This window comes from Bacillus sp. NPDC094077 (genome assembly GCF_050279465.1).
Classification (GTDB): domain Bacteria; phylum Bacillota; class Bacilli; order Bacillales; family Bacillaceae_G; genus Bacillus_A.
Window position 1 is genome coordinate 18,296 of record NZ_JBNNUF010000013.1, and the last position, 21,433, is coordinate 39,728.

Genomic DNA, 21,433 nt, shown 5'->3' on the forward strand with positions numbered 1-21,433 from the left:
GGACAATATAGTTGTTTTGAAAGCACGTGTTTGATTAGTAATCGAACACGTGCTTTTTATTTGTTTGATGTATTATTTTGAAATGTAGCGTTTTAATATAAGTGATTATTATGATTTTGGGAGTGTTCCTTAATGAAAAAGCATGTATTGTAATGCCAGTTTGGAAACTTTGTAAATACTTACTAGATTTAATCCCAAATTAAGGGTCTTTCTAAATTTATCATTCGTAAATATTGTAAAAATTGACCTGCATGGACCGCATCATGATAGGCAATTCGTAAAAGCATATCTCCTAAATATCGTTGATAGCCAACATCGCTTCGATCAATAAGTCTTGAATCTAACTCTGATACACTTATTGATTGAACATATTCTATGAAGTCCGAAAAATATGATTGTGCCAATTTAATCTCTTTTTTAACACAAGTAATTGGCTCGTTATCATACGGGATATGGATCTCATTAATCGATCCGTTGTTTTTTAAAATCATATGATAGGAAAAAGTTGCACTCCATACATGACGAATCATCTCGCCAAAGGACATAGCCTCATTATCAGGTTTCCAGGTAAGAAAGTTATTGGGGAGAGAACTCCATAATTTTTCTGAGCGTCTTCTCGTTTCTTTTAAATTTAATATACTAAGATCAATTGCATTCATTTTAAACTCTCCTTTGCTATTAAATTCAAAATGATTGTATCAAATTAACAGTTAGGGTATCATCGAAATATGAATGTATATCCGAATATCTCATATATAGCTAAACTAATTGCTGAACCTACAAGAGCAATAATCTTAGATTGTCTAATGAATAATCAGGCACTACCTGCTAGTGAATTAGCTTATATGGCAAAAGTGTCACATCCAACAATTAGTTCTCATCTTTCTAAATTAGTAGAGGGGAATCTACTTACAGTTGAACAACATGGTAGACATCGTTACTATCGACTTGCTAATCAAGAGGTAGCAGAAGTTCTTGAAAAGTTAGGGACAATCGCACCAACAGTTCAAGTTCGCTCTTTAAAACAATCGGATCAGCTAAAACAAGTCCGCTATGCTCGAACTTGTTATGATCATCTTGCAGGCAAACTCGGTGTAGAGATAGCTGGAAAATTACTAGATAGGGAATTTATAACTTTAGAGGACGGAGAATATATTGTAACGGAACAAGGTAAGGGATGGTTTTTGAATTTTGGAATAAATATTGATAAGGCAGATACAAAAAGGAGGGTATTTGCAAAACCTTGTCTTGATTGGAGTGAACGACGCTATCATATTTCTGGTTGGTTAGGGTCTGCAATAGCAAAACTGCTTTTTGAACAGGGATGGATTACAAAAACGGATAAGAATCGAGCTGTTCATCTTACAAAAAAAGGCGTAAAATTATTGGGAGATCAATTAGGCATTGATATGAAAAATGAAGAAAGAAAAATTGGAAAATTATAAAAGTCCGTCAAAATGAAGTGAACCCAAATAGTTAGACACTTTATTTCATATAGATGATATCTTTGCATTAGAACTCTGATTTTTTGTTTTTCTTTATTTTATACTTCGCTAGTCTGCGCATGTATAATGACTGAGAAACGCCTAGTACCTTTACTGCATTATGGGCTGTTCTAAATCGTAAGTCCCAAGTCTAAGTTTTATAGTATACTGTATGTATCCTATAAAATGTGAGGTACAGCCTACAAGAGTATATTATATATGGCAAAGGCAGTGAATATAGTATGTATAAAGTTGGATTAGTCGGTTTAAAAACTTCTATAGATCAGATTTTAGGCATGGTAGAAGAATACAAACATGAATTGGAATTTATCTCGTATACCTATGAACAAATAGAGGAGATAGAGAGAATTGTAATTGAACATGCTTCTCATGTCCATGCATGGCTTTTTTCTGGCCCGCTTCCCTATGAAATTGCAAAAAAATATATAGATACAGATAAAATAATGGTGTATGTTCCTGCTACAGAATCAGGTTTGTATAAATCTCTTTTAGAGATGATCTATGAACAAGGAGGAATTATTGAAAAACTCAGTATCGATACTATGTCTTTAAATAATATTAGTGAAGAAGCTTTATCACAGTTACATATAAAGAAACCACAGATTTATACGAAAGTCTTTGATTTGGATATTGATATGGATGATTTATTGAATTTTCACATAGATTTATGGAAAAAAGGAAAAACAGCAGGAGCCTTAACTTGTTTCCCATCAGTATGTGATTCTCTAAGAGAGCATGGAATTCCATCTTATAGGATGTCTATGAGTAAGATGGAAATACGGCAGACGCTCCGCATACTTTCTGAGAAAGTAAGAGCTTCCTATTTTAAAGATGCACAAATTGGTGTCGAAATCATTGAAGTCGAGTATTTTAATAAAGTGGCGGAGGAAATGAAGACTCCATATCATTTACAATATTTAGAGATTAGATTGAAAGAAATATTGATTCAGCTTGGTGAAACGATTAATGGGTCTTTTTCAGATAAGGGAAATGGTAGATATATGATTTTTAGTTCTCGGGGCGCAATTGAAAGAGAAATACAGACGTTGCAAGATACAGTTCAAAAATTAGCATTTGAAGCAGAGACAACTGTTGCCGTTGGAATTGGTTTTGGTGAGACTGCATATTCGGCAGAAATTAATGCTTTTCGTGCAATTCAACATTCTAAGGGAATGAAGAAGCGTGAAATTGTAATTGTTCAAGATGACGGTAAAATTGTTGAATCACCCGGTGATAAAAAAGAATTATGTTTTACAAGTCGTACCCAAAATGAAGTCCTTTTAGAGAAGTTAAAAAAAGGGAATATCAGTGTGAAAACGTACAAAAAAATATCGGCCCTTATAGATAAAATGAAATGGGATCGCTTCACAACAAAGGAATTGGCAGCACATCTTGAGATGACAGAACGTAATGTACGACGCATTGTGACGGAAATGTGTGAAGTTGATTTGGCACAATGTATCGGTCAAGAGACCTATGCTACACGTGGAAGACCCAGTAAAGTTTATCGATTGTTATAAGCATCCATTATGGGTGCTTATTTATTTTGTAATTAATACACTATTATTTTTCTGAAAATATTGAAATTTAACAAAATAACTAATATACTTCATTTAAGGAATTTTTTCCTTAAATGAACCGAAAATAAAATTTCTAATGAAATTTAAATTAAAAAGGAGTTGAAATATGTGTCTCAAATAGAAAGAATTCATCATTTAATCGAAAATATTCAAGGTGAAGTTGTTAGGTGGAGGAGGCATTTACATAAATATCCCGAGCTATCATTTCAAGAAGAAAAAACTGCACAATTTGTTTTTGAAACGCTACAAACTTTTGGTAATTTAGAAATTTCACGTCCGACAAAAACAAGTGTTATGGCTCGTTTAATTGGTAAGCAACCAGGAAAGGTAATTGCATTACGAGCAGATATGGATGCGCTTCCAATTATAGAAGAGAATGATTTTGACTTTGTGTCACAGAAGACAGGTGTGATGCATGCTTGTGGACACGATGGACATACAGCAATGCTACTGGGTACGGCATGGGTTCTTACACAATTAAAAAATCAAATTAAAGGGGAGGTACGTTTTATATTTCAACACGCTGAGGAACTCCCGCCTGGTGGTGCTCAAGAGTTAGTGCAAGCTGGTGTACTAAATGGAGTAGATATGATTATTGGAAGTCATCTTTCGTCGGCACTTCCTTTAGGGAAAATTGGTTTGAGTTACGGCCCAATGATGGCTGGAGCAGATACTTTTAATATTACGGTGTTGGGTAAAGGAGGACACGCATCGCAACCTGAATTAACCATTGACCCCATTTTAATTGGAACTCAGATTGTTACCAATCTTCAACACATTGTTTCGAGATATCGCGACGCTCAGGAAACTCTTGTCATTTCAGTGACTCAGTTTAATGCGGGAGGTGCGATTAATGTTATCCCAGATAGGATAAGCATTGGGGGATCTATTAGAAGTTTTAATCCAGAACTGAGAGAAAAGGTTCCAACTTATATCGAACGAATAGTAAAAGGAATTACAGAAGCACATGGAGCTACATATGAATTCAATTATCAGTTTGGTTATGCTCCGACTATAAATGATGAAGAAGTAACAAGGTTGATGGATGAGACAGTATGTGAAGTATTTAGTGAAAAAAATCGAGAGATCATAAAACCAATTATGGGGAGTGAAGATTTCTCTGCCTATCAACATATGACTCCAGCATCTTATATTTTCATAGGGGCTCGTAATGAAGAAAAAGGAATTATCTATCCTCACCATCATCCGAAATTTACTATTGATGAACAAGCTTTACAATATGGAGTACAGTTATTTGTCCACGGTACTTATAAGATGTTAAACCTAGCGTATTAGGGGGAGAAAAGTATGAAAATCATACATTGGCTTAGCTTTATTCCATTTTTAGGATTTATTGGAGGTGCTTTGTTTACAAATAAGGTGACTCCTTATGTTTTTGGAATGCCATTCTTCCACTTTTGGATTGTACTCTGGTCACTTATAACCACAGTTATCTTGGCAATTATATATAAAATAGATCCGACTAACCAGAAAGGGGATTCAAGATGAATATTGCCGTGTTATTGATTTTATGTTTTTTCGTCATCCCTATTTTGATTAGTATTCGAGCTAAAAAAGGACAAGAAATGGATTTGGAGCAATGGTCGGTTGGGGGGCGCGGAATGGGAGCTCTGTTGATTTTCCTCCTGTCTGCAGGCGAAATGTATACTACCTTTACCTTTTTAGGGGCAAGTGGTTCAGCTTATGGAGAGGGAGGCTCCATCTTTAGTATCATAACATATGGTTGTCTAGCAACAGTAATCTCCTACTGGACTTTTCCTGTTATTTGGAAGTATGCAAAGAAATATAATTTAGTTTCACAATCGGACTTTTTTGTGAAAAAATATCAAAGTCCTTATCTTGGGGTACTTGTTGCAGTTATTGGTGTTATAGCTTGTACATGCTATTTAGTTCTACAATTGAAGGGACTAGGATATATCGTTGCTGTAACATCTTATGGTGCCATATCTTCTACAACAGCCATTTGGTTTGGAGCGATAGGGGTAACTATTTTTGTAATGGTTTCCGGTATTCATGGCTCTGCTCAAACATCGATTTTAAAGGATATTTTGATTCTTGGTATTGTCGTATTTTTAGGGATTTATTTTCCAATTCATTACTACGGTGGGCTTCAACCTATGTATGAGGCTATTGAAAAAGTAAAACCGAACTTTGCTATACTGCCTGAGCAGGGAATGAGTATATCATGGTATATATCGACGGTAATATTAAGCTGTATTGGATTTTATATGTGGCCACATGGTTTTTCACCCATTTTTGCTGCATCAAGTGAAAAAGCCTTACGAAAAAATGCAGTTTTAATGCCAATGTACCAATTGATTTTACTATTTGCCTTTTTCGTCGGATTTGCTGCAATCTTGCGGATGCCAGGTTTAAAAGGTAGTGATATTGATTCTATTTTGCTGCAGCTCTCTAAACAAGCTTTTGATCCGTGGTTTGTTGGGGTAATTGGCGGAGCGGGAGTGTTAGCAGCACTAGTACCAAGTTCATTATTATTAATGGCAATATCAACATTGCTAGCCAAAAATATATATCAAGTATTTAATCCATCTGTCACGGAAAAACGGCTTGGCAAATTGGTAAAATACTTAGTTCCGTTTATTTCTATTGTCGGAATTTACTTGACCTTTAAAGGAGGGAATACCCTGTTTAGTCTAGCTCTAATTGCTTATAATTTCATTACACAACTTGCTCCAGCATTTTTTGCGAGTTTGATGAGAAAGAACTTTGTGACTAAACAAGGGGCGTTTGCTGGGATTATTACAGGGGGATTGTTAGTCTCAATTATGGACCTAGGAAACCTCAAAATCGGTGAAATATTCCCTCATATTCCTCAGGTAATTAAAGATTTAAATGAAGGAATTATCGCTTTATGTGTGAATATTGTAGTTTTAGTAATAGTCAGTTTGGTGACCAAAAATATCTCAAATGTTCATCAGAATACCACAACTGTAATAGAGAGTAAAATCTAATTTAATAGTAAAGATAATACATGTGAATATATGAAAAAAATCCCTAGGTTATGAAGTGAAGTGAAACCTGAATACGGGACACATATCAAAACACTTTAACCATCTGTTCCCTATATTCTTTAGGCGATAGGTGGTTTGATTTTCTTGAGTATTCACACAAATATAGTAATGAGTATTATTAAGATATAGAATTTTTTATTTTTACGAAAGGGATAACTTGATGTTTTTACAAAAATATAAGGGTTTGATTCGCATGCCTTTCAAATTACTAGATATATATTAACTTAATTTTTATCGCTTACTTTTAGTGAGCATTTATAGAATAAACAATAAAATAGCCGCTACTCAATTTGAATAGCGCTATTTTCCCGTGTCATAATATCTAATAATGCTTTCCCATCTCTGCAATAAAATTATAATATAATAGATTTTGTTGAATGTTTTCATTTTTTGCTTTTAATAAGGAAATTTAAGAACACTTATCGAAAGAAATATGTGTAATCATGATAACTGACAATTAAATTTTTTGTCTCCTTACAAATTGCAACAAAATGTTTCCTTGTTGTGAATCCCTTCTGCTCTCCTAGCCAGAAGGGGTTCTTCCAATATAAATAAAGGATCTATCTTGTTTGCTATCTTATTTTTGCAAACATGAAAAACTTAGATACATGAGATGGGTTATTATTTGAATCATTTTGGATAGGAGATCTATGTGTGCAAATTCCATGACTTAAATTTAATGTTTTGTTACGCTATAAATAGCTTGATTTGTCTTTAACTTAAACATATTAAGAGTACTTAACTATTTTTAGGAGGCTTTTTTGAATGAAGTTATGTAAGGTGAAAACCTGGTTACCACTATCTGCTGCAATGATTACAATCGTATCAAATCCAGTAGGGGCTGCGGCTTCAACAGTTTATAATGTTCAAAAGAATGATACTCTAGAAGCAATAAGTAAACAATATGGGGTGTCCGTACAATCACTTAAACAGGCTAATAACAAAGTAAATAATCAAATTAATATTGGAGAGCGTTTAACAATTCCAGGTTCTCCAACTGCAAACGAGTATATTCAAAAAAATAATTCAACAGCTGGAACGAATTCGTATCAAGCAATTTACCAAGTGAAAAACGGGGATACATTAAGTTCTATATCACAACAATACAAGGTTTCAATACAGTCTATTAAACAAATCAATAATGTGGACGGAAGTCAAATTTTTGTCGGTCAACACTTAAAGATTGATACTGGAATATCATTACAAGAAGTGGACTTAATGGCACGGTTAGTAAATGCAGAAGCGGGAGGGGAGCCATATGCAGGTAAGGTTGCAGTGGCGAAGGTAGTATTAAATCGGGTTAACGCAAATGGTTTTCCAAATACAATTACAGACGTAATTTATGAACCTATTAAAAATGGTTATGCTTTTACTCCTGTTACAGACGGAAGAATTAATCAGCCTGCTACACAGGAAGCAAGAATGGCAGTAGAAGAGGCTCTCACATCAAATGGAACAAATTCTGATTGGCGCTATTTCTATAATCCCAAAACATCGACTGACAAATGGATTACAACACGTCAAACCGTTGCACAAATTGGAAGCCATCTGTTTGCTAAATAAAAATAATAATATATACCAAAATCGCCTATCAATAAATTTGATAGGCGATTATTAAATTTGTTTGAAAGTTGCTTGGCTGCCATCATAAAACGGGATTTCACGAACAGTAAAGTTATGTAAAATTCTTTCGGTAAATTCGTTAAAAAAATCTTTCTTTTCATTCTTCTTTTTATAGTTTTATAGGAGAATGCTATGCTTCTTATTTCACCTACTGTATAATGAGAAAAAAGCACGAAAAGAGGTTATCTCATGCTAGAGGTTATTGCAACATGTTTAGAAGATGTGAAACGAATTGAAAGCGCTGGTGGGAAGCGAATTGAATTAATTTCATCTTATACAGAAGGTGGCTTAACGCCAAGTTATGCATTTATTAAAAAAGCGGTGGAAGCGGTAAATATACCAATTCACGTTATGATTCGTCCGCATGCGAAGTCTTTTACATATACGGAAGAAGAAATTGAAATGATGAAGGAAGATATTGTCATTGCACAGAAGCTAGGTGCAGCTGGTGTGGTATTAGGCGTATTAAATGAACAACATGAAGTGGATGAAGAGAAGCTAGCAGATTTATTATCTGTTGTTGATGGAATAAATGTAACGTATCACCGTGCGATAGATGATATAGAAAATCCAGTTGAAGCGATGAAAACTTTAAAGAAATTTAATAAAGTGACTCACGTTTTAACTTCAGGTGGACAAGGAAATATAGTAGAAAATATTCCAGTGCTTACAGATATGCAAAAGGAAAGCGATGGTCAAATTCAACTTGTTGCTGGAAGTGGTGTAACGAAAGAAAATATAAAGCAACTGCTAGATGAAACTGGGATCACGCAGGCTCATGTTGGTACAGCTGTAAGAGAAGGGAAATCATGTTTTTCTGAAATTGATCCAAATTTAGTGCAAGAATTAGTTGAAATAATAAAATAAGTGCTTAAGAAAGAGGAGAAGCGATGAAGAAAAATACGAAGAAAGAATTATTCTCTTGGATTAAAACGATAGGGTTTACACTTGTACTAATTGCTATTATTCGCGGCGTTTTATTTACACCTTCATTAGTGCAAGGTGAATCGATGATGCCAACTTTAGAAAATAATGAGCGAGTTCTCGTGAATAAGATTGGTTATAGTATAAGTGGATTAGATCGCTTTGATATTATCGTCTTCCACGGAAAAGAAGGATACGATTTAGTAAAACGAGTAATTGGTTTACCAGGTGATACAGTTGAGTATAAAAATGATGTTTTATATGTAAACGGAAAAGCGATGGAAGAACCGTATTTAAAAGAATTTAAAGAAAAAGCAACTGGCCGTGTGTTAACTCCAGACTTTACGTTAGAACAAATCACGGGGAAAACGAAAGTACCAGAAGGGCAAGTGTTTGTTTTAGGAGATAATCGTGAAGTTTCTAAGGATGGTCGTATGTTCGGATTTATTTCAGAAGATGAAATTGTCGGAAAAGGACAAGCTGTTTTCTGGCCGTTAAAACAAGTAAGAGCGTTATAAAGTGTGGAGAAAGTATGGGAGAGGAATTCTTCCATACTTTTTTTATTTGCTCAAAATATATTGATAGAATTGAAAGAATATTTTATAATTTTAAATTATATATTTGTTTCGAAAAACGGAATTTAAGTTCCGAAATTTGGAACATAAAGGAGATAGGATGAGTATAAATAAAACGGCAGTAAAGACAATGGATATTTTAGAATTGTTTTATGAGTATGAAGAGCTAAGTTTAACAGAGATGGTTCAGCTTACAAATATGCCGAAAACATCTGTTTATCGTTTAATTGGCTCATTAGAAGAAATGGAGTTTTTACAAAAAAATGAAAAAGGTAAGTATCGGCTAGGAGTCGTATTTTTACGATTTGGTCAACTTGTTTCTCAAAGGTTATCAGTTAGAACGATTGCAATGCCTTATATGAAAGAACTTAGAGATAGTTTAGGACAGGCAGTTAATTTAATTATTCAAGATGGTAATGATGCGATTTATGTTGAAAAGATGGAAGGAATTCAGCCCGTACGTGTGTATACGGCGGTTGGAAGAAGAGCTCCGCTTTATGCTGGTGCCTGCCCGAGAATTTTACTATCGTATTTTTCTGAGGAAGAGAAAAGGGAGTATGTAGAGGGAACGAAGTTAAAGCCGTTTGCTGATGGAACGATCGTTAATAAAGGGCAATTGCTAGAAGTATTACATATGGCGAAAGTGGAAGGGTACACAATTAGCTACTCTGAATTAGAAAATCATACAGCGGCCATAGCAGCACCAATTTTCGCAAATGATGGAACGGTTGTGGCAGGGATAAGTATTTCGGGATTGGCAATTGAGTATAGCGAAAGTAGTATTCCTTATTTTATTGCGAAAGTGAAAGAAACAGCACATCGTATTTCGAAAGAACTCGGCTTTTTTAAATAGAAAGAGGGAATGGGATGAAATTTTCTGCGTTAGGGGATCAAGCAATTATTGTTACATTTGGTGAAGAAATTAGGATGGGTATATACGAAAAAGTGCAGCGATTATTTCAAGCGCTGCAACAACATCCGTTTGCAGGAATGATTGAATGTGTGCCGTCGTTTACTTCTTTAGCGGTTTACTACAATTTGTATGAAGTATGGAAAGCAAATGGTAGAAATATAAGACCTTATGATTACGTATGCCAGTACATAAATGATTTATATAATACTTACAAAAAAGAGAGGAAACAGGATGTGAAACATATTTCTATACCAGTTTGCTACGGGGGAGACTATGGGCCAGATTTAGAAGAGGTTGCACATTATCAAGGTTTGCAAGTCGAGGATGTTATTCGCATACATAGTGAAACAACATATTTTGTGTATATGTTAGGTTTTACACCAGGGTTCCCATATTTAGGAGGACTATCAAAAGAACTAGAAACACCTAGAAAAGAAACGCCACGTTTACAAATTGCTCCTGGTTCAGTAGGTATCGGTGGAAATCAAACAGGTATTTATCCGCTTGAAACACCAGGCGGATGGAATATTATCGGCCGAACACCGATTTCATTATTTAATCCGAGAGAAGAATCACCTACCTATATTCAAAGTGGTATGTATTTACGCTTTATCCCGATAACAAAGGAAGAGTACGTATCGCTAGAGGGGGCTAAAGAATGGATATAGAGGTTTTGCATGCGGGGATGTTTACAACAGTTCAAGATTTAGGACGATATCATTATCAAAAATACGGTGTACCTGTTGGCGGGGCTATGGATCAGAGTGCGCTCCGTATGATTAATATGTTAGTTGGTAATGAAGAGAATGAGGCAGGACTCGAAGTCACGATAATGGGGCCTAAATTGTTAATAAAGAAAACGACATTGTTAGCGATTGGCGGTGCGGATATGGAACCGTTATTAAATGGAGAACGTATCCCATTATGGCGTCCTATTTTAGCGGAAGAAGGTAGCATGCTTTGTTTCGGAAAAGCGAAAAGCGGATGCAGAGCGTATGTAACCTTTGCTGGTGGTATTCATATTGATCGTACGATGGGAAGTAAAAGTACTTACATACGCGCTTCTATTGGTGGGATAGAAGGAAGAATGCTAAAAAAAGGTGATTATTTTCAAGTTGGTACACGATCAGAAATGGCAAGCCACTTTATTCAAAATTTACAAGAGGAAGAGCGAATAAAAACAAAATGGGCAATTCGTAACAGTGCCTTACCAAAATATAAGAAGCATTCTAAGCTTCGCGTTATAACAGATTTTGAATATGATCAGTTTACAGAAAGAAGTAAAGAGTTGTTTTTTATGAAAGAGTATAAAGTGTCCAATTATGCTGATCGTATGGGATATAGGATTGATGGGGAGGTTTTAAATAGGATTGAAGAAAAAGAAATTCTATCAAGTCCCGTTACATTCGGAACTATTCAAGTTCCAAATGGTGGACAGCCTATTATATTAATGGCTGATAGGCAAACGACAGGAGGCTATCCGAGAATAGGAAATGTCATTTCAGTAGATTTACCTCTCCTTGCTCAGTTAAAACCAGGAGATTATGTAACTTTTGAAAAAATTACGATAGAAGAAGCAGAGCAACTATACATAGAACAGGAAGAAAGTATGAATCTATTAAAGAAATTCATCGCTTTACGAAGCTGAAATTAGGAGGGAAATATCGTGACAACAATCGATTTAAATTGTGATTTAGGAGAAAGTTTTGGAGCTTATAAAATGGGGAATGATGATGAGGTTCTTCCTTTTGTATCTTCTATAAACATAGCTTGTGGTTTTCACGCAGGTGATCCGACTGTTATGCGGCAAACGGTTGAAAAGGCACTTCAGCATAACGTAGCAATAGGAGCACACCCTGGATTTCCTGATTTAATTGGATTTGGAAGAAGAAACATGAATGTTTCAGCAAGTGAAGTATACGATTACGTTTTATATCAAATTGGCGCATTAGACGGATTTGTGAAAGCGGCTGGCGGGAAAATGCAGCATGTAAAACCGCATGGCGCGTTATATAATATGGCGGCAACTGAACTGGAAATTGCAGATGCAATCGCAAAGGCAATTTCTCACATAAATCCAAAGCTATTGCTTTACGGGTTAGCAAATAGTGAGGCATTTAAACGGGCTGCGGAAAAATATAACGTAACATTCATACAAGAGGCTTTTGCTGATCGTACGTATAAGCAAGATGGGACATTAACAAGTCGTACAGAAGAAAATGCGCTTATAAAAAATGAAGATGAAGCAATAAAGCAAGTACTTCAAATGGTGAAAGAAGGCTATGTAGAAGCAGTGAGTGGAGGGGAAGTAGCAGTTCAGGCGCAAACAATTTGTTTACATGGTGATGGAGAGAAAGCAGTACAATTTGCACGGAGAATATACAGAACATTCGAACTTAACGGTATTTCTATATGTGCACCGAAATAAAGTGAAACTTTAATCAGTAGGGGGTTCATCCCCCACTGATTATTAGTTGAACCAATCGGGCGTTTACGGGCAGTTGATCTCCCGCCTAACTTCTTTGTTTCAGCCGAATTTTGAGGTGAGAGTCTTACTGCCCACAAATAGCGGGATAAAAAATGAGGGGAAGTGCTGGAAATGATTAAATTAATTGGGATACTACTTGTTGCAGTTGGCTTTTTATTTAGATTAAATACACTGTTAGTAGTAATGGTTGCAGGTATTGTTACTGGTATGGTTTCTGGTTTAAGCTTTTATGATGTGATCAGCATGTTCGGTAAATTTTTCATAGAAAATAGATATATGTCTATGCCAATCATATTAACTTTACCGGTAATCGGAATTTTAGAGCGTTATGGATTAAAAGAAAGAGCAGAGGCACTTATAACGAAATCAAAAGGTGCAACAACTGGAAGAGTATTAATGTCATATTTTACGATAAGAGAATCATCAGCGGCACTTGGATTGAATATTGGTGGTCATGCGCAAACAGTAAGACCGCTTGTTGCACCGATGGCAGAAGGAGCAGCGCAAGGTAAATACGGTAAACTTCCGGAAAAATTAAGAGAAAAGATTAAAGCAAACGCAGCTGCTGCGGAAAATACAGCTTGGTTTTTCGGAGAGGATATTTTTATCGCAACCGGTGCCATTTTATTAATGAAAGGTTTCTTCGATTCAGTAGGTATGCATGTCGGGGTATGGGATATGGCGCTTTGGGGTATTCCAACTGCAATATCCGCACTTATTGTGAGCTGGATTAGATTTAGAAGATTTGATAAATATATAGCGAAAACGATGGAATCAAAAGAAAAAGAAGAGAAGGAGGCTATATAATATGAACATCATCACAATGGATACAATCTATTATGTATTAGGTATAATTGTTGCCTTTATCGCTGTTCGTATCGCATTTGATCGTGAACATCCAAATCGATTTGGTTCTAGCTTATTTTGGGCATTGTTTGCAGTTACATTTTTATTCGGAAATGTAATACCTTCGTTTTACGTTGGCTGTATTGTACTCGCTATGGTCGTTTTAGCTTCATTGAATAAAGTAACAAAATCTCAGGAGAAAGAAGTACCAGTACAGGAACGTGTGAAACATGCTGAGAAATTAAAAAATAAAATTTTTATGCCTGCACTTTTAATACCTATTTTTACAATTATCGGTACATTGACGTTAGGGAAAATCAAATGGGGGAATGTCTCTCTTGTTGATCCAGATAAAGTAACATTAGTTGCGTTAGCGTTAGGTGCATTACTCGCATTCGTTGCAGCGATGCGTATTACAAAATCGAAAATAACAACGCCTGTACAAGAAGGAAGTAGACTATTACAAGCTGTCGGCTGGGCCGTTATTTTACCACAAATGTTAGCAGCACTTGGAGGTATTTTCGCGAAGTCTGGAGTTGGGCAAGTTGTTTCTGATTTAGTCGGACAAGTGTTACCGACAGAGTATCCATTCGTGGCTGTTATGGCGTACTGTTTAGGCATGATGCTATTCACAGTCGTAATGGGAAATGCTTTCGCAGCGTTTGCTGTCATTACTGGCGGAATTGGCTTACCTTTAATTGTTCAAATGCACGGCGGCAACCCGGCAATTATGGCAGCACTTGGTATGTTTGCGGGATATTGCGGAACGCTGCTTACTCCAATGGCAGCAAACTTTAATATCGTTCCAGCAATGCTTTTAGAATTGAAAGATAAGAATGCGGTCATTAAAGCACAAGTACCAATTGCGATTTCCATTTTCATTATCAATATGTTTATTATGTACGGCTTAGTATATCGTTTCTAACTAGGAGGGCGAAACTATGAAAACAGTATTACTAACAGGATTTGATCCGTTTGGCGGAGAAAACATTAATCCGGCTTGGGAAGTAGCGAAAAGTTTGCATGAAAAAACAATCGGAGAATACAAGATTATAAGTAAACAAGTGCCAACTGTATTTCATAAATCAATAAGAATATTAAAAGAATATATAGAAGAACTGACACCTGAAATGATTATATGTATTGGGCAAGCTGGGGGAAGACCCGATGTTACGATAGAGCGAATAGCAATTAACATCGATGATGCAAGAATTGCTGATAATGAAGGGAATCAGCCGGTGGATGTCCCGGTTGTAGAAGAAGGACCGGCTGCGTATTGGTCTACGCTACCTATGAAAGCAATTGTAAAAAGACTTCGCGAAGAAGGTATACCAGCTTCCGTTTCACAAACTGCAGGTACATTCGTTTGTAATCATATATTTTATGGACTTATGCATGAACTGGAGAAGCATGATAAGAAAATAAAAGGCGGATTTGTTCATATTCCGTTCTTACCAGAACAAGCTAGTAACTATCCAGGTCAACCGAGTATGTCACTTTCTACAATTAATAAAGGGATAGAATTGGCAATTGAGGTAACGACGGAAGTAGAATTAGATATTGTAGAGTGCGGCGGCGCAACGCATTAAGTAAAATGAATTGTACAACACCTTCTGTAAACAACTGGTATAATAAGTATAGGAATATACATAGAGGTGATTTTTGTGCAGCAATTTAAAGAAGTACGTTCAATTTTAGAAAAGGCGAAGAAAATTACAGTATTAACAGGCGCAGGTGCAAGTACAGAAAGTGGTATCCCAGATTTTCGATCAGCAAATGGATTGTATGCTGATGCGAATGTAGAGATGTATTTATCAAGAGGATATTATAATCGAAGTCCAAAGGAATTTTGGAAGCATTATAAAGAAATATTTCAAATTAATACGTTTCACCAGTATAAAGCAAATCGTGGGCATCGCTTTTTAGCTGAGTTAGAAGAACAAGGGAAAGATATTACGGTTTTAACACAAAATATTGACGGATTACATCAATTAGGTGGTAGTAAACATGTCGTTGATTTACACGGTACACTTCAAACAGCGCATTGTCCGAAGTGTAAAGATGGATATGATTTACAGTATATGATTGATCATGAAGTACCTCGCTGTGAAAAGTGTAATTTCATTTTAAATCCAGACGTTGTTTTGTACGGAGACACGTTACCACAATATCAAAATGCGATTAAACGTTTATATGAAACAGATGTACTTCTCGTTATGGGAACGTCATTAAAAGTGCAGCCTGTCGCTTCATTCCCGGAAATTGCAAAAAGGGAAATAGGAGCAACAACAATTTTAGTAAATGAAGAGCTAACAGGACAGGAATATAATTTTGACTTTGTTTTTCAACAAAAAATTGGTGAATTTGTTGAAGGGTTATCTTCAAATAAATAAGTGTTTGTTTTCGTAAAGAAACTGAGGTGTATAGAGACCACCTCAGTTTTTTATTTGAGCAATAAAGAGTAATCGCTGTTTTAAGCCGCATTAAAACATGTTGATAATGTAGTAACCACATCTCTATAATTCATAAAAAAGTGTTTGGTAGGTAAAATGGCAGAGTAGGAAGAAATATTTTTTTTTAGCGAATATACAGTCGTCATAAAGTAAGCTAATATGTAGTTGGTGTAAAGGTTCTATTTGATTTTGTTCAAGGTATAAAATTAAGTCATTATAAAGTTGCTCACTATACTCACTGACAGAACGTTCTAATGAAAGCCTACCTGCTATGCTAGTCCACCATACTTCAAAACTACGTATCAATTCGTTAAATGCTTCTTCATTACATAAATCAGTGTCAAAAAGCTTCTCATAAAATATATGATTCTCCTCATGAAAAATCTGTAATTCGTATCTCTCGTTAGCAATCTGTTTACGAAGTGTATGCCATAATTCTTTAAAATTTGCTTCAAAGTCAGTGGAGAAATTTAATTTTTTTGCTATGTAAGGAAAACTCAAAGGTTCATTTTTCACTTTTTGATTGAGATAAATATTTTGAATATAAATCATGAAGTTTAAACAATGTGACGTGTTAGTATGTATTGTAAACGAATCTGTCATTTTCATTTCCTTCCTTTTTATTTCTGTAGTATACATAGAAATGAAAAAGAATGGTATAAAAAACCAATTGTATACCATCTTTCTTTTTGAATAACATTCATGTTATTACTTATTAAGGGGAATGGTAATAAATAGGATGTTTAGTTTAAAAACTGAAAATTAAATCTTTTCTTTCTTTTGTAACTAATATAAAATTCTATATATATCATATAAATAAATTTGATACATAATGACTTTTGCGTAGAAATGTTAATAGAATGAAGCGAGGGAGCGAAATGAGACAGAAAAAGGAGAAGCAGAAACAGCCGAAAAAGAAAAAGACTCATATTCCATTTCGGTTAAATGTACTATTTTTTATCGTCTTTCTTTTATTTTCAGCTATTATAGTTCAATTAGGTAAAGTACAAATCATTGATGGAGAAACGTATAGAAATGAAGTGAATAAAAAGGAAGATGTGACGGTGAGCACTCCTGTTCCTAGAGGGAAAATGTTTGATCGGCAAGGTCAAGTGGTTGTAAATAATAAACCGCTACGAACCGTTACATATACGAAAATGAAAGGGGTAGACTCGAAAGAAGTTTTAAAAGTAGCGAGAGATTTAGCTCAGCTAATTGAAATGCCGCAAGAGGATCTGGATAAGTTAACAGAAACGGATAAAAAAGACTTTTGGATGCAGTTAAATGAAAAACGTGCCGCAATAAAAGTAACGAAAGAAGATGAAAATAAATTAAGAAAGCAGGAATTAGAAGGGAAAGAATTAGATAAAAAAGTAGAAGCGTTGCGTCGAGAAAGAATTACACCAGAAGAATTAAACGAACTTTCAAAAGATGATATAGAAGTACTAGCAATTAAAAGTAAAATGAATGCGGGGTATAAAATGACGCCGCAAATTGTTAAAAAAGATGTAAGTCAAAATGAATATGCAGTCGTTAGTGAAAGATTGGCAAGTTTGCCAGGGGTAGATACGACAGTGGATTGGGAACGCGAATATCCGAATGATAAAATACTTCGCTCTATCCTTGGGAGCGTTTCTAATGAAAATGAAGGGTTGCCAAGAGAACAACTAGATTATTATTTAGTTCGTGATTATAACCGAAATGATCGTATCGGTAAGAGTTACATCGAAAAACAATACGAAGATGCACTACATGGAACGAAAGAACAGTCTAAAAATATTACGGATAGAGCAGGAAAAATTATTCGGACTGAAAAAGTGACAGAAGGAAAAAGTGGAAATAATTTAATGTTAACGGTTGATATGGACTTGCAGAAAAAAGTAGAGGAAAGCCTTGAAAAGAATTTACGAGCATTTCATTCTTCTGAACCGATGATGGATCGTGCGTTCGTAGTAATGATGAATCCGAAAAACGGTCAAATTTTATCAATGGCAGGAAAGAAAATTGTAAATAAAGACGGCGGGATGCAAATAGAAGATTACGCGTTAGGTACGATGACAAGTTCTTATGAGTTAGGATCAACTGTAAAAGGAGCTACTTTATTAGCCGGATACCAAACAGAAGCGATTAAACTGTTTACGCATTTCTTTGATGCACCAATGTACTTTAAAGGAAGTTCTAAGCCGAAAAAATCGTGGAAAGACTTTGGTGATATTGATGATCTAAGAGCTTTACAAGTTTCATCGAACGTTTATATGTTTAATACAGCACTAAAAATAGCAGGGGTAAATTATGTGCCAAATAATCCATTAGACATTAAACAAGAAGCATTTAATAAAATGCGCTTTTATTTTAGACAATTTGGGTTAGGTGTGCCGACGGGGATTGATTTACCGAATGAATCGCTCGGCCAAATAGGTAGAACTGATAATATACCGGGCTTTTTACTTGATTATGCGATTGGACAATATGATACATATACACCGCTTCAGCTTGCTCAATATATTTCAACGATCGCAAATGGCGGCTACCGGATGAAACCACAAATTGTGCAAGAAATTAGAGAGCAGCCAAACCGCCCAGAGGATGTCGGAAAAGTCATTCGGATGATTGAACCGGTTATTTTAAATCGAGTGGATATGGACACTTCATACATTAATCATGTAAAAGAAGGATTTAGAAGAGTTTTTCAAGAAGCTGATGGAACAGGTACGGGAACATTTAAAGGATTACCGTATAAACCGGCTGGAAAAACAGGAACAGCTGAGACAGTGTATGGTGGAGAAAGTGATATTGGAAGGGATGAAAATTATAACCGAAAAAAATGTTATAATTTAACTCTTGCTGGCTATGCGCCATTTGATGCCGATCCGGAAGTAGCTTTTTCAGTTGTTGTACCATGGGTAAATAATGATAAATCCGGAATTAATTCCGCGATTGGTAAAGAAATTTTGGATGCTTATTTTGAATTGAAAGCGAAAAGATTAAATGCAAATTCAGTCCCAGTAGAACAGCCGAACAAGGCCCAGTAAAAATAGTATCACTGCACAGAACCAAACTGTGCAGTGATATATTTTTTGAGTTATTTTATAAGGTGGGAATGGATATGAAAGCAGAGATTAAGAGAGGCTGGGGGAAGTACATACTATTTATATTTATTATGGTAATAGCCTATCACTCTTTTACGTTATGTAAGGTAGAAGGGAAATCGATGCAGCCGACTTTATATGAAGAAGACTACGTATTTGTAAATAAAGCAGCAGTACATTTTTCGAATTTACAGCACGGAGAAATTGTCATTATTAAAGAAGAGGATGAGTCGAAATATTATGTGAAACGGGTAATAGGGCTTCCTGGTGACGTAATTAACATAACGAATGGAACGGTATATGTAAATGATAAAAAGCAAATAGAGCCATATACAAACAAAGATTTATTCAACAATACACAAGTGTTTTATAACTTTCAAAAAACAAAGATTCCACCAAATAAGTTATTTGTAATGGGAGATAATCGTGAATTTAGTAGAGATAGTCGAAATGGTTTAGGATATATTGAAGAAGATAACGTAATAGGTAAAGTGGAATTTGTGTATTATCCTTTTTCAAAAATGAAATTGATCAAATAGGTTATCGGGTGTATCACGCTATTTGTGGGCTAATAATCAGTAGGACATGAACAAGCCCCTACTGATTAAAATTTCCCTTTAGTGTATTCTCTTTAAAAAACCTTTTGGATTAAAAGATATGAAAAACTTATGTTTAGATTCGTCGATTATGAAATTGTTATTTTCAGTTAAAAATTCTTCCACAGCTTCCATTGGGCCAGGGCCCCAATCAGGAAGGATAGGATTTCCGTTAATACATGTATCCTCTACAATAATATAACTACCAATTGTTACGATAGATTTATACAGAAATAATTCTTTCGAAACATGTTCTTTACTATGATCTGAATCCAAAATAACTAAAATCACATCATCAGGTTTGCGCATACTTAATATTGTTTGGACGGCCTGTATAGAAATAGAAGAAGCTGTTAAATACGTAATCCGATTATGGGATGGCCGATTTGGCTGCGGAGTTATATCGATAGTAAGTACATGACCTTTTCCAATTAAATCTAACATAGAAGCTAAATACAGTGCACTACCACCGTGAAAAGTTCCGCATTCAATAATTAAATCAGGCTTTAATTCGTAAATGATTTCTTGGTACAAAAAAAGGTCAGAGGGAAGTTTGCAGATTGGGACACCGAGCCAGTGTGTATCTTTTAACCAAACATGGCTGTCGTAATATTGTTTTAAAAATTCACTGCTTATGTTATCGATTTTGAACGCTCCTTTCTGAAACGAAAATTGTACAATATATTATGCGAGATATGATTATATGGAGAATGATTTTTAATAAAAATGAGCAAAACACCTCATTTAGAAAATGATTTGTTTTCACTATATATATGAGGTGCTTACATGTTAAATAATGCACTTTATTAATCAAAATTTTAATATGCAATTCTTTCCTTAAAATCGCAGAGGAAGATGTAAATGGAAGATTTAGAAATAGAAAGGAAATGATCGTATGTATAAGTACACAATTTGCTTCATTAAAAAAGGAGATAAAATACTCCTATTAAATAGAAACAAAAAGCCAACAATGGGAATGTGGAATGGTGTCGGAGGGAAAATAGAGAATAATGAAACGCCATATGAAGGTATAATAAGAGAAACCTTTGAGGAAACGGGTATCGAGCTTCAAAGTGTAATGTATAAGGGAAATGTTATTTTTAAAGAGAAAGACGAGCCTCAGAATAGTGAGGGAATGTTTGTATTCCTTGCTGATTTACCAGATGGAGTACATATGGACACACCATTAAGTACGGCTGAAGGAATGTTTCACTTTATTGTGAAGGGAAAGTTATGACTCAATCTATTATCAAATGTATAAAAGGAATGGACCAAATTAAAGCGACGTTTTTATTTTGATTAAAACAATATTAATGAGTGTAGGCGCAACCTTTACCTGGTTAGCGTCTTATTTGTTGTTAAGGAAAGATAGGTAGAAAAAATAGACTAGTAAACAAGCTGTTTTTGTTTTTTAGCATAGAATATGATGAATCCTAGAGTGAAGAGGAGGTAATTATATTTATGGGATGTAATGGTAATTTCAGACGTTTCCGAGATTGTGGTAGATTTTGGGATGATTTAATGTTCTGCAGACGCAGACATAGAGATTGTGATGAATGTCGTCGTAAACGTAATCGTGATCGCGACTGTGATTGCGATAAGCGTCGAGAGTGGTAAATTTCTATTGGAGAGGGCTTTGAAGAAAAGCGCTCTTTTTTTGTACGTAATATCCAACTAGTGATTCGTTGCCAAGTGTCGTTAAATAGATGTCTAATGTAAAACTAGGTTTTAGATTACCTACACGCACTGCATCAGAAGAGTAAAACGAAATAACTTGTAGCTGAAATT

At 35.2% G+C, this 21,433-nt stretch carries 21 protein-coding genes and 2 pseudogenes; 20 read left to right on the forward strand and 3 right to left on the reverse strand.

The window, feature by feature from the left end:
* Positions 1 to 188 precede the first annotated feature (188 nt).
* Positions 189 to 659, reverse strand: a complete 471-nt coding sequence (locus tag ACQKNR_RS23505; protein WP_427321100.1) for a DinB family protein — start codon at positions 657 to 659, stop codon at positions 189 to 191.
* Positions 660 to 728: 69 nt separating this feature from the next.
* Between ACQKNR_RS23505 and ACQKNR_RS23510 the strand changes: the two genes are divergently transcribed.
* From ACQKNR_RS23510 to ACQKNR_RS23585, 16 genes are all read left to right on the forward strand, one after another.
* Complete coding sequence (locus tag ACQKNR_RS23510; RefSeq protein ID WP_427321102.1) at positions 729 to 1,445, forward strand: ArsR/SmtB family transcription factor; 717 nt, start codon at positions 729 to 731, stop codon at positions 1,443 to 1,445.
* A gap of 281 nt (positions 1,446 to 1,726) precedes the next feature.
* Positions 1,727 to 3,025, forward strand: a complete 1,299-nt coding sequence (locus ACQKNR_RS23515) for a hypothetical protein (RefSeq protein WP_427321104.1) — start codon at positions 1,727 to 1,729, stop codon at positions 3,023 to 3,025.
* Between the two features lie 168 nt (positions 3,026 to 3,193).
* Complete coding sequence (locus ACQKNR_RS23520) at positions 3,194 to 4,381, forward strand: amidohydrolase (RefSeq protein WP_427321106.1); 1,188 nt, start codon at positions 3,194 to 3,196, stop codon at positions 4,379 to 4,381.
* Positions 4,382 to 4,393: 12 nt separating this feature from the next.
* Entirely contained in the window at positions 4,394 to 4,594 is a 201-nt protein-coding gene (locus ACQKNR_RS23525; protein ID WP_427321108.1) for a DUF3311 domain-containing protein, read from the forward strand.
* Positions 4,591 to 6,078 (forward strand): sodium:solute symporter family protein, encoded by a 1,488-nt coding sequence (locus ACQKNR_RS23530; protein WP_427321110.1) that lies wholly within the window; start codon positions 4,591 to 4,593, stop codon positions 6,076 to 6,078. Before ACQKNR_RS23525 ends, ACQKNR_RS23530 begins: the two co-directional genes overlap by 4 nt.
* A gap of 825 nt (positions 6,079 to 6,903) precedes the next feature.
* Positions 6,904 to 7,701: a cell wall hydrolase gene (locus ACQKNR_RS23535; RefSeq protein ID WP_427321112.1), complete on the forward strand. Its 798-nt coding sequence runs from the start codon at positions 6,904 to 6,906 to the stop codon at positions 7,699 to 7,701.
* A 249-nt stretch (positions 7,702 to 7,950) separates the two neighbouring features.
* Entirely contained in the window at positions 7,951 to 8,628 is a 678-nt protein-coding gene (locus tag ACQKNR_RS23540) for a copper homeostasis protein CutC (RefSeq protein WP_427321114.1), read from the forward strand.
* 23 nt (positions 8,629 to 8,651) lie between these two features.
* Positions 8,652 to 9,203: a signal peptidase I gene (lepB, locus tag ACQKNR_RS23545; RefSeq protein ID WP_427321116.1), complete on the forward strand. Its 552-nt coding sequence runs from the start codon at positions 8,652 to 8,654 to the stop codon at positions 9,201 to 9,203.
* 157 nt (positions 9,204 to 9,360) lie between these two features.
* Entirely contained in the window at positions 9,361 to 10,113 is a 753-nt protein-coding gene (locus ACQKNR_RS23550; RefSeq protein WP_427321118.1) for an IclR family transcriptional regulator, read from the forward strand.
* 14 nt (positions 10,114 to 10,127) lie between these two features.
* Positions 10,128 to 10,841 (forward strand): 5-oxoprolinase subunit PxpB, encoded by a 714-nt coding sequence (gene pxpB, locus ACQKNR_RS23555; RefSeq protein WP_427321120.1) that lies wholly within the window; start codon positions 10,128 to 10,130, stop codon positions 10,839 to 10,841.
* Positions 10,832 to 11,821: a biotin-dependent carboxyltransferase family protein gene (locus ACQKNR_RS23560; RefSeq protein ID WP_427321122.1), complete on the forward strand. Its 990-nt coding sequence runs from the start codon at positions 10,832 to 10,834 to the stop codon at positions 11,819 to 11,821. Before pxpB ends, ACQKNR_RS23560 begins: the two co-directional genes overlap by 10 nt.
* An 18-nt stretch (positions 11,822 to 11,839) precedes the next feature.
* The gene (gene pxpA / locus ACQKNR_RS23565; RefSeq protein ID WP_427321124.1) at positions 11,840 to 12,601 is read left to right on the forward strand and encodes a 5-oxoprolinase subunit PxpA; all 762 of its coding nucleotides are present in this window, start codon (positions 11,840 to 11,842) and stop codon (positions 12,599 to 12,601) included.
* A gap of 171 nt (positions 12,602 to 12,772) precedes the next feature.
* Positions 12,773 to 13,468, forward strand: a complete 696-nt coding sequence (locus ACQKNR_RS23570) for a DUF969 domain-containing protein (protein ID WP_060631398.1) — start codon at positions 12,773 to 12,775, stop codon at positions 13,466 to 13,468.
* 1 nt (position 13,469) lies between these two features.
* The gene (locus ACQKNR_RS23575) at positions 13,470 to 14,432 is read left to right on the forward strand and encodes a DUF979 domain-containing protein (RefSeq protein ID WP_193411824.1); all 963 of its coding nucleotides are present in this window, start codon (positions 13,470 to 13,472) and stop codon (positions 14,430 to 14,432) included.
* A 16-nt stretch (positions 14,433 to 14,448) separates the two neighbouring features.
* The gene (gene pcp, locus ACQKNR_RS23580; protein WP_427321127.1) at positions 14,449 to 15,096 is read left to right on the forward strand and encodes a pyroglutamyl-peptidase I; all 648 of its coding nucleotides are present in this window, start codon (positions 14,449 to 14,451) and stop codon (positions 15,094 to 15,096) included.
* 66 nt (positions 15,097 to 15,162) lie between these two features.
* A complete protein-coding gene (locus ACQKNR_RS23585; RefSeq protein ID WP_427321129.1) occupies positions 15,163 to 15,900 on the forward strand; it encodes an NAD-dependent protein deacylase in 738 nt (245 codons plus the stop codon).
* Between the two features lie 80 nt (positions 15,901 to 15,980).
* On the opposite strand, the pseudogene ACQKNR_RS23590 reads toward ACQKNR_RS23585, so the two are convergent.
* Positions 15,981 to 16,563, reverse strand: a pseudogene (locus tag ACQKNR_RS23590) (hypothetical protein).
* 275 nt (positions 16,564 to 16,838) lie between these two features.
* Here ACQKNR_RS23590 and ACQKNR_RS23595 point away from each other — a divergent pair.
* Both ACQKNR_RS23595 and lepB (ACQKNR_RS23600) read left to right on the forward strand, forming a co-directional pair.
* A complete protein-coding gene (locus ACQKNR_RS23595; protein WP_427321131.1) occupies positions 16,839 to 18,992 on the forward strand; it encodes a peptidoglycan D,D-transpeptidase FtsI family protein in 2,154 nt (717 codons plus the stop codon).
* 74 nt (positions 18,993 to 19,066) lie between these two features.
* Positions 19,067 to 19,588, forward strand: a complete 522-nt coding sequence (gene lepB, locus ACQKNR_RS23600) for a signal peptidase I (RefSeq protein ID WP_427321133.1) — start codon at positions 19,067 to 19,069, stop codon at positions 19,586 to 19,588.
* A 78-nt stretch (positions 19,589 to 19,666) separates the two neighbouring features.
* On the opposite strand, the gene ACQKNR_RS23605 is transcribed toward lepB (ACQKNR_RS23600), so the two are convergent.
* Positions 19,667 to 20,290 carry a cephalosporin hydroxylase family protein gene (locus tag ACQKNR_RS23605; RefSeq protein WP_427321292.1) on the reverse strand — a complete coding sequence of 208 codons (624 nt, stop codon included), beginning with the start codon at positions 20,288 to 20,290 and terminating at the stop codon, positions 19,667 to 19,669.
* Positions 20,291 to 20,540: 250 nt separating this feature from the next.
* On the opposite strand from ACQKNR_RS23605, the pseudogene ACQKNR_RS23610 reads away from it, so the two are divergent.
* Both ACQKNR_RS23610 and ACQKNR_RS23615 read left to right on the forward strand, forming a co-directional pair.
* Positions 20,541 to 20,861, forward strand: a pseudogene (locus ACQKNR_RS23610) (NUDIX hydrolase); the annotation flags it as partial.
* Positions 20,862 to 21,106: 245 nt separating this feature from the next.
* Positions 21,107 to 21,262, forward strand: a complete 156-nt coding sequence (locus tag ACQKNR_RS23615; protein WP_427321135.1) for a hypothetical protein — start codon at positions 21,107 to 21,109, stop codon at positions 21,260 to 21,262.
* Positions 21,263 to 21,433 lie beyond the last annotated feature (171 nt).

Coding starts and splice junctions, on each gene's coding strand:
- ACQKNR_RS23505 (WP_427321100.1), bottom strand. CDS start 659: ATGAATGCAATTGATCTTAGTATATTAAATTTAAAAGAAACGAGAAGA.
- ACQKNR_RS23510 (WP_427321102.1), top strand. CDS start 729: ATGAATGTATATCCGAATATCTCATATATAGCTAAACTAATTGCTGAA.
- ACQKNR_RS23515 (WP_427321104.1), top strand. CDS start 1,727: ATGTATAAAGTTGGATTAGTCGGTTTAAAAACTTCTATAGATCAGATT.
- ACQKNR_RS23525 (WP_427321108.1), top strand. CDS start 4,394: ATGAAAATCATACATTGGCTTAGCTTTATTCCATTTTTAGGATTTATT.
- ACQKNR_RS23530 (WP_427321110.1), top strand. CDS start 4,591: ATGAATATTGCCGTGTTATTGATTTTATGTTTTTTCGTCATCCCTATT.
- ACQKNR_RS23535 (WP_427321112.1), top strand. CDS start 6,904: ATGAAGTTATGTAAGGTGAAAACCTGGTTACCACTATCTGCTGCAATG.
- ACQKNR_RS23540 (WP_427321114.1), top strand. CDS start 7,951: ATGCTAGAGGTTATTGCAACATGTTTAGAAGATGTGAAACGAATTGAA.
- lepB (WP_427321116.1), top strand. CDS start 8,652: ATGAAGAAAAATACGAAGAAAGAATTATTCTCTTGGATTAAAACGATA.
- ACQKNR_RS23550 (WP_427321118.1), top strand. CDS start 9,361: ATGAGTATAAATAAAACGGCAGTAAAGACAATGGATATTTTAGAATTG.
- pxpB (WP_427321120.1), top strand. CDS start 10,128: ATGAAATTTTCTGCGTTAGGGGATCAAGCAATTATTGTTACATTTGGT.
- ACQKNR_RS23560 (WP_427321122.1), top strand. CDS start 10,832: ATGGATATAGAGGTTTTGCATGCGGGGATGTTTACAACAGTTCAAGAT.
- ACQKNR_RS23570 (WP_060631398.1), top strand. CDS start 12,773: ATGATTAAATTAATTGGGATACTACTTGTTGCAGTTGGCTTTTTATTT.
- ACQKNR_RS23575 (WP_193411824.1), top strand. CDS start 13,470: ATGAACATCATCACAATGGATACAATCTATTATGTATTAGGTATAATT.
- pcp (WP_427321127.1), top strand. CDS start 14,449: ATGAAAACAGTATTACTAACAGGATTTGATCCGTTTGGCGGAGAAAAC.
- ACQKNR_RS23595 (WP_427321131.1), top strand. CDS start 16,839: ATGAGACAGAAAAAGGAGAAGCAGAAACAGCCGAAAAAGAAAAAGACT.
- lepB (WP_427321133.1), top strand. CDS start 19,067: ATGAAAGCAGAGATTAAGAGAGGCTGGGGGAAGTACATACTATTTATA.
- ACQKNR_RS23615 (WP_427321135.1), top strand. CDS start 21,107: ATGGGATGTAATGGTAATTTCAGACGTTTCCGAGATTGTGGTAGATTT.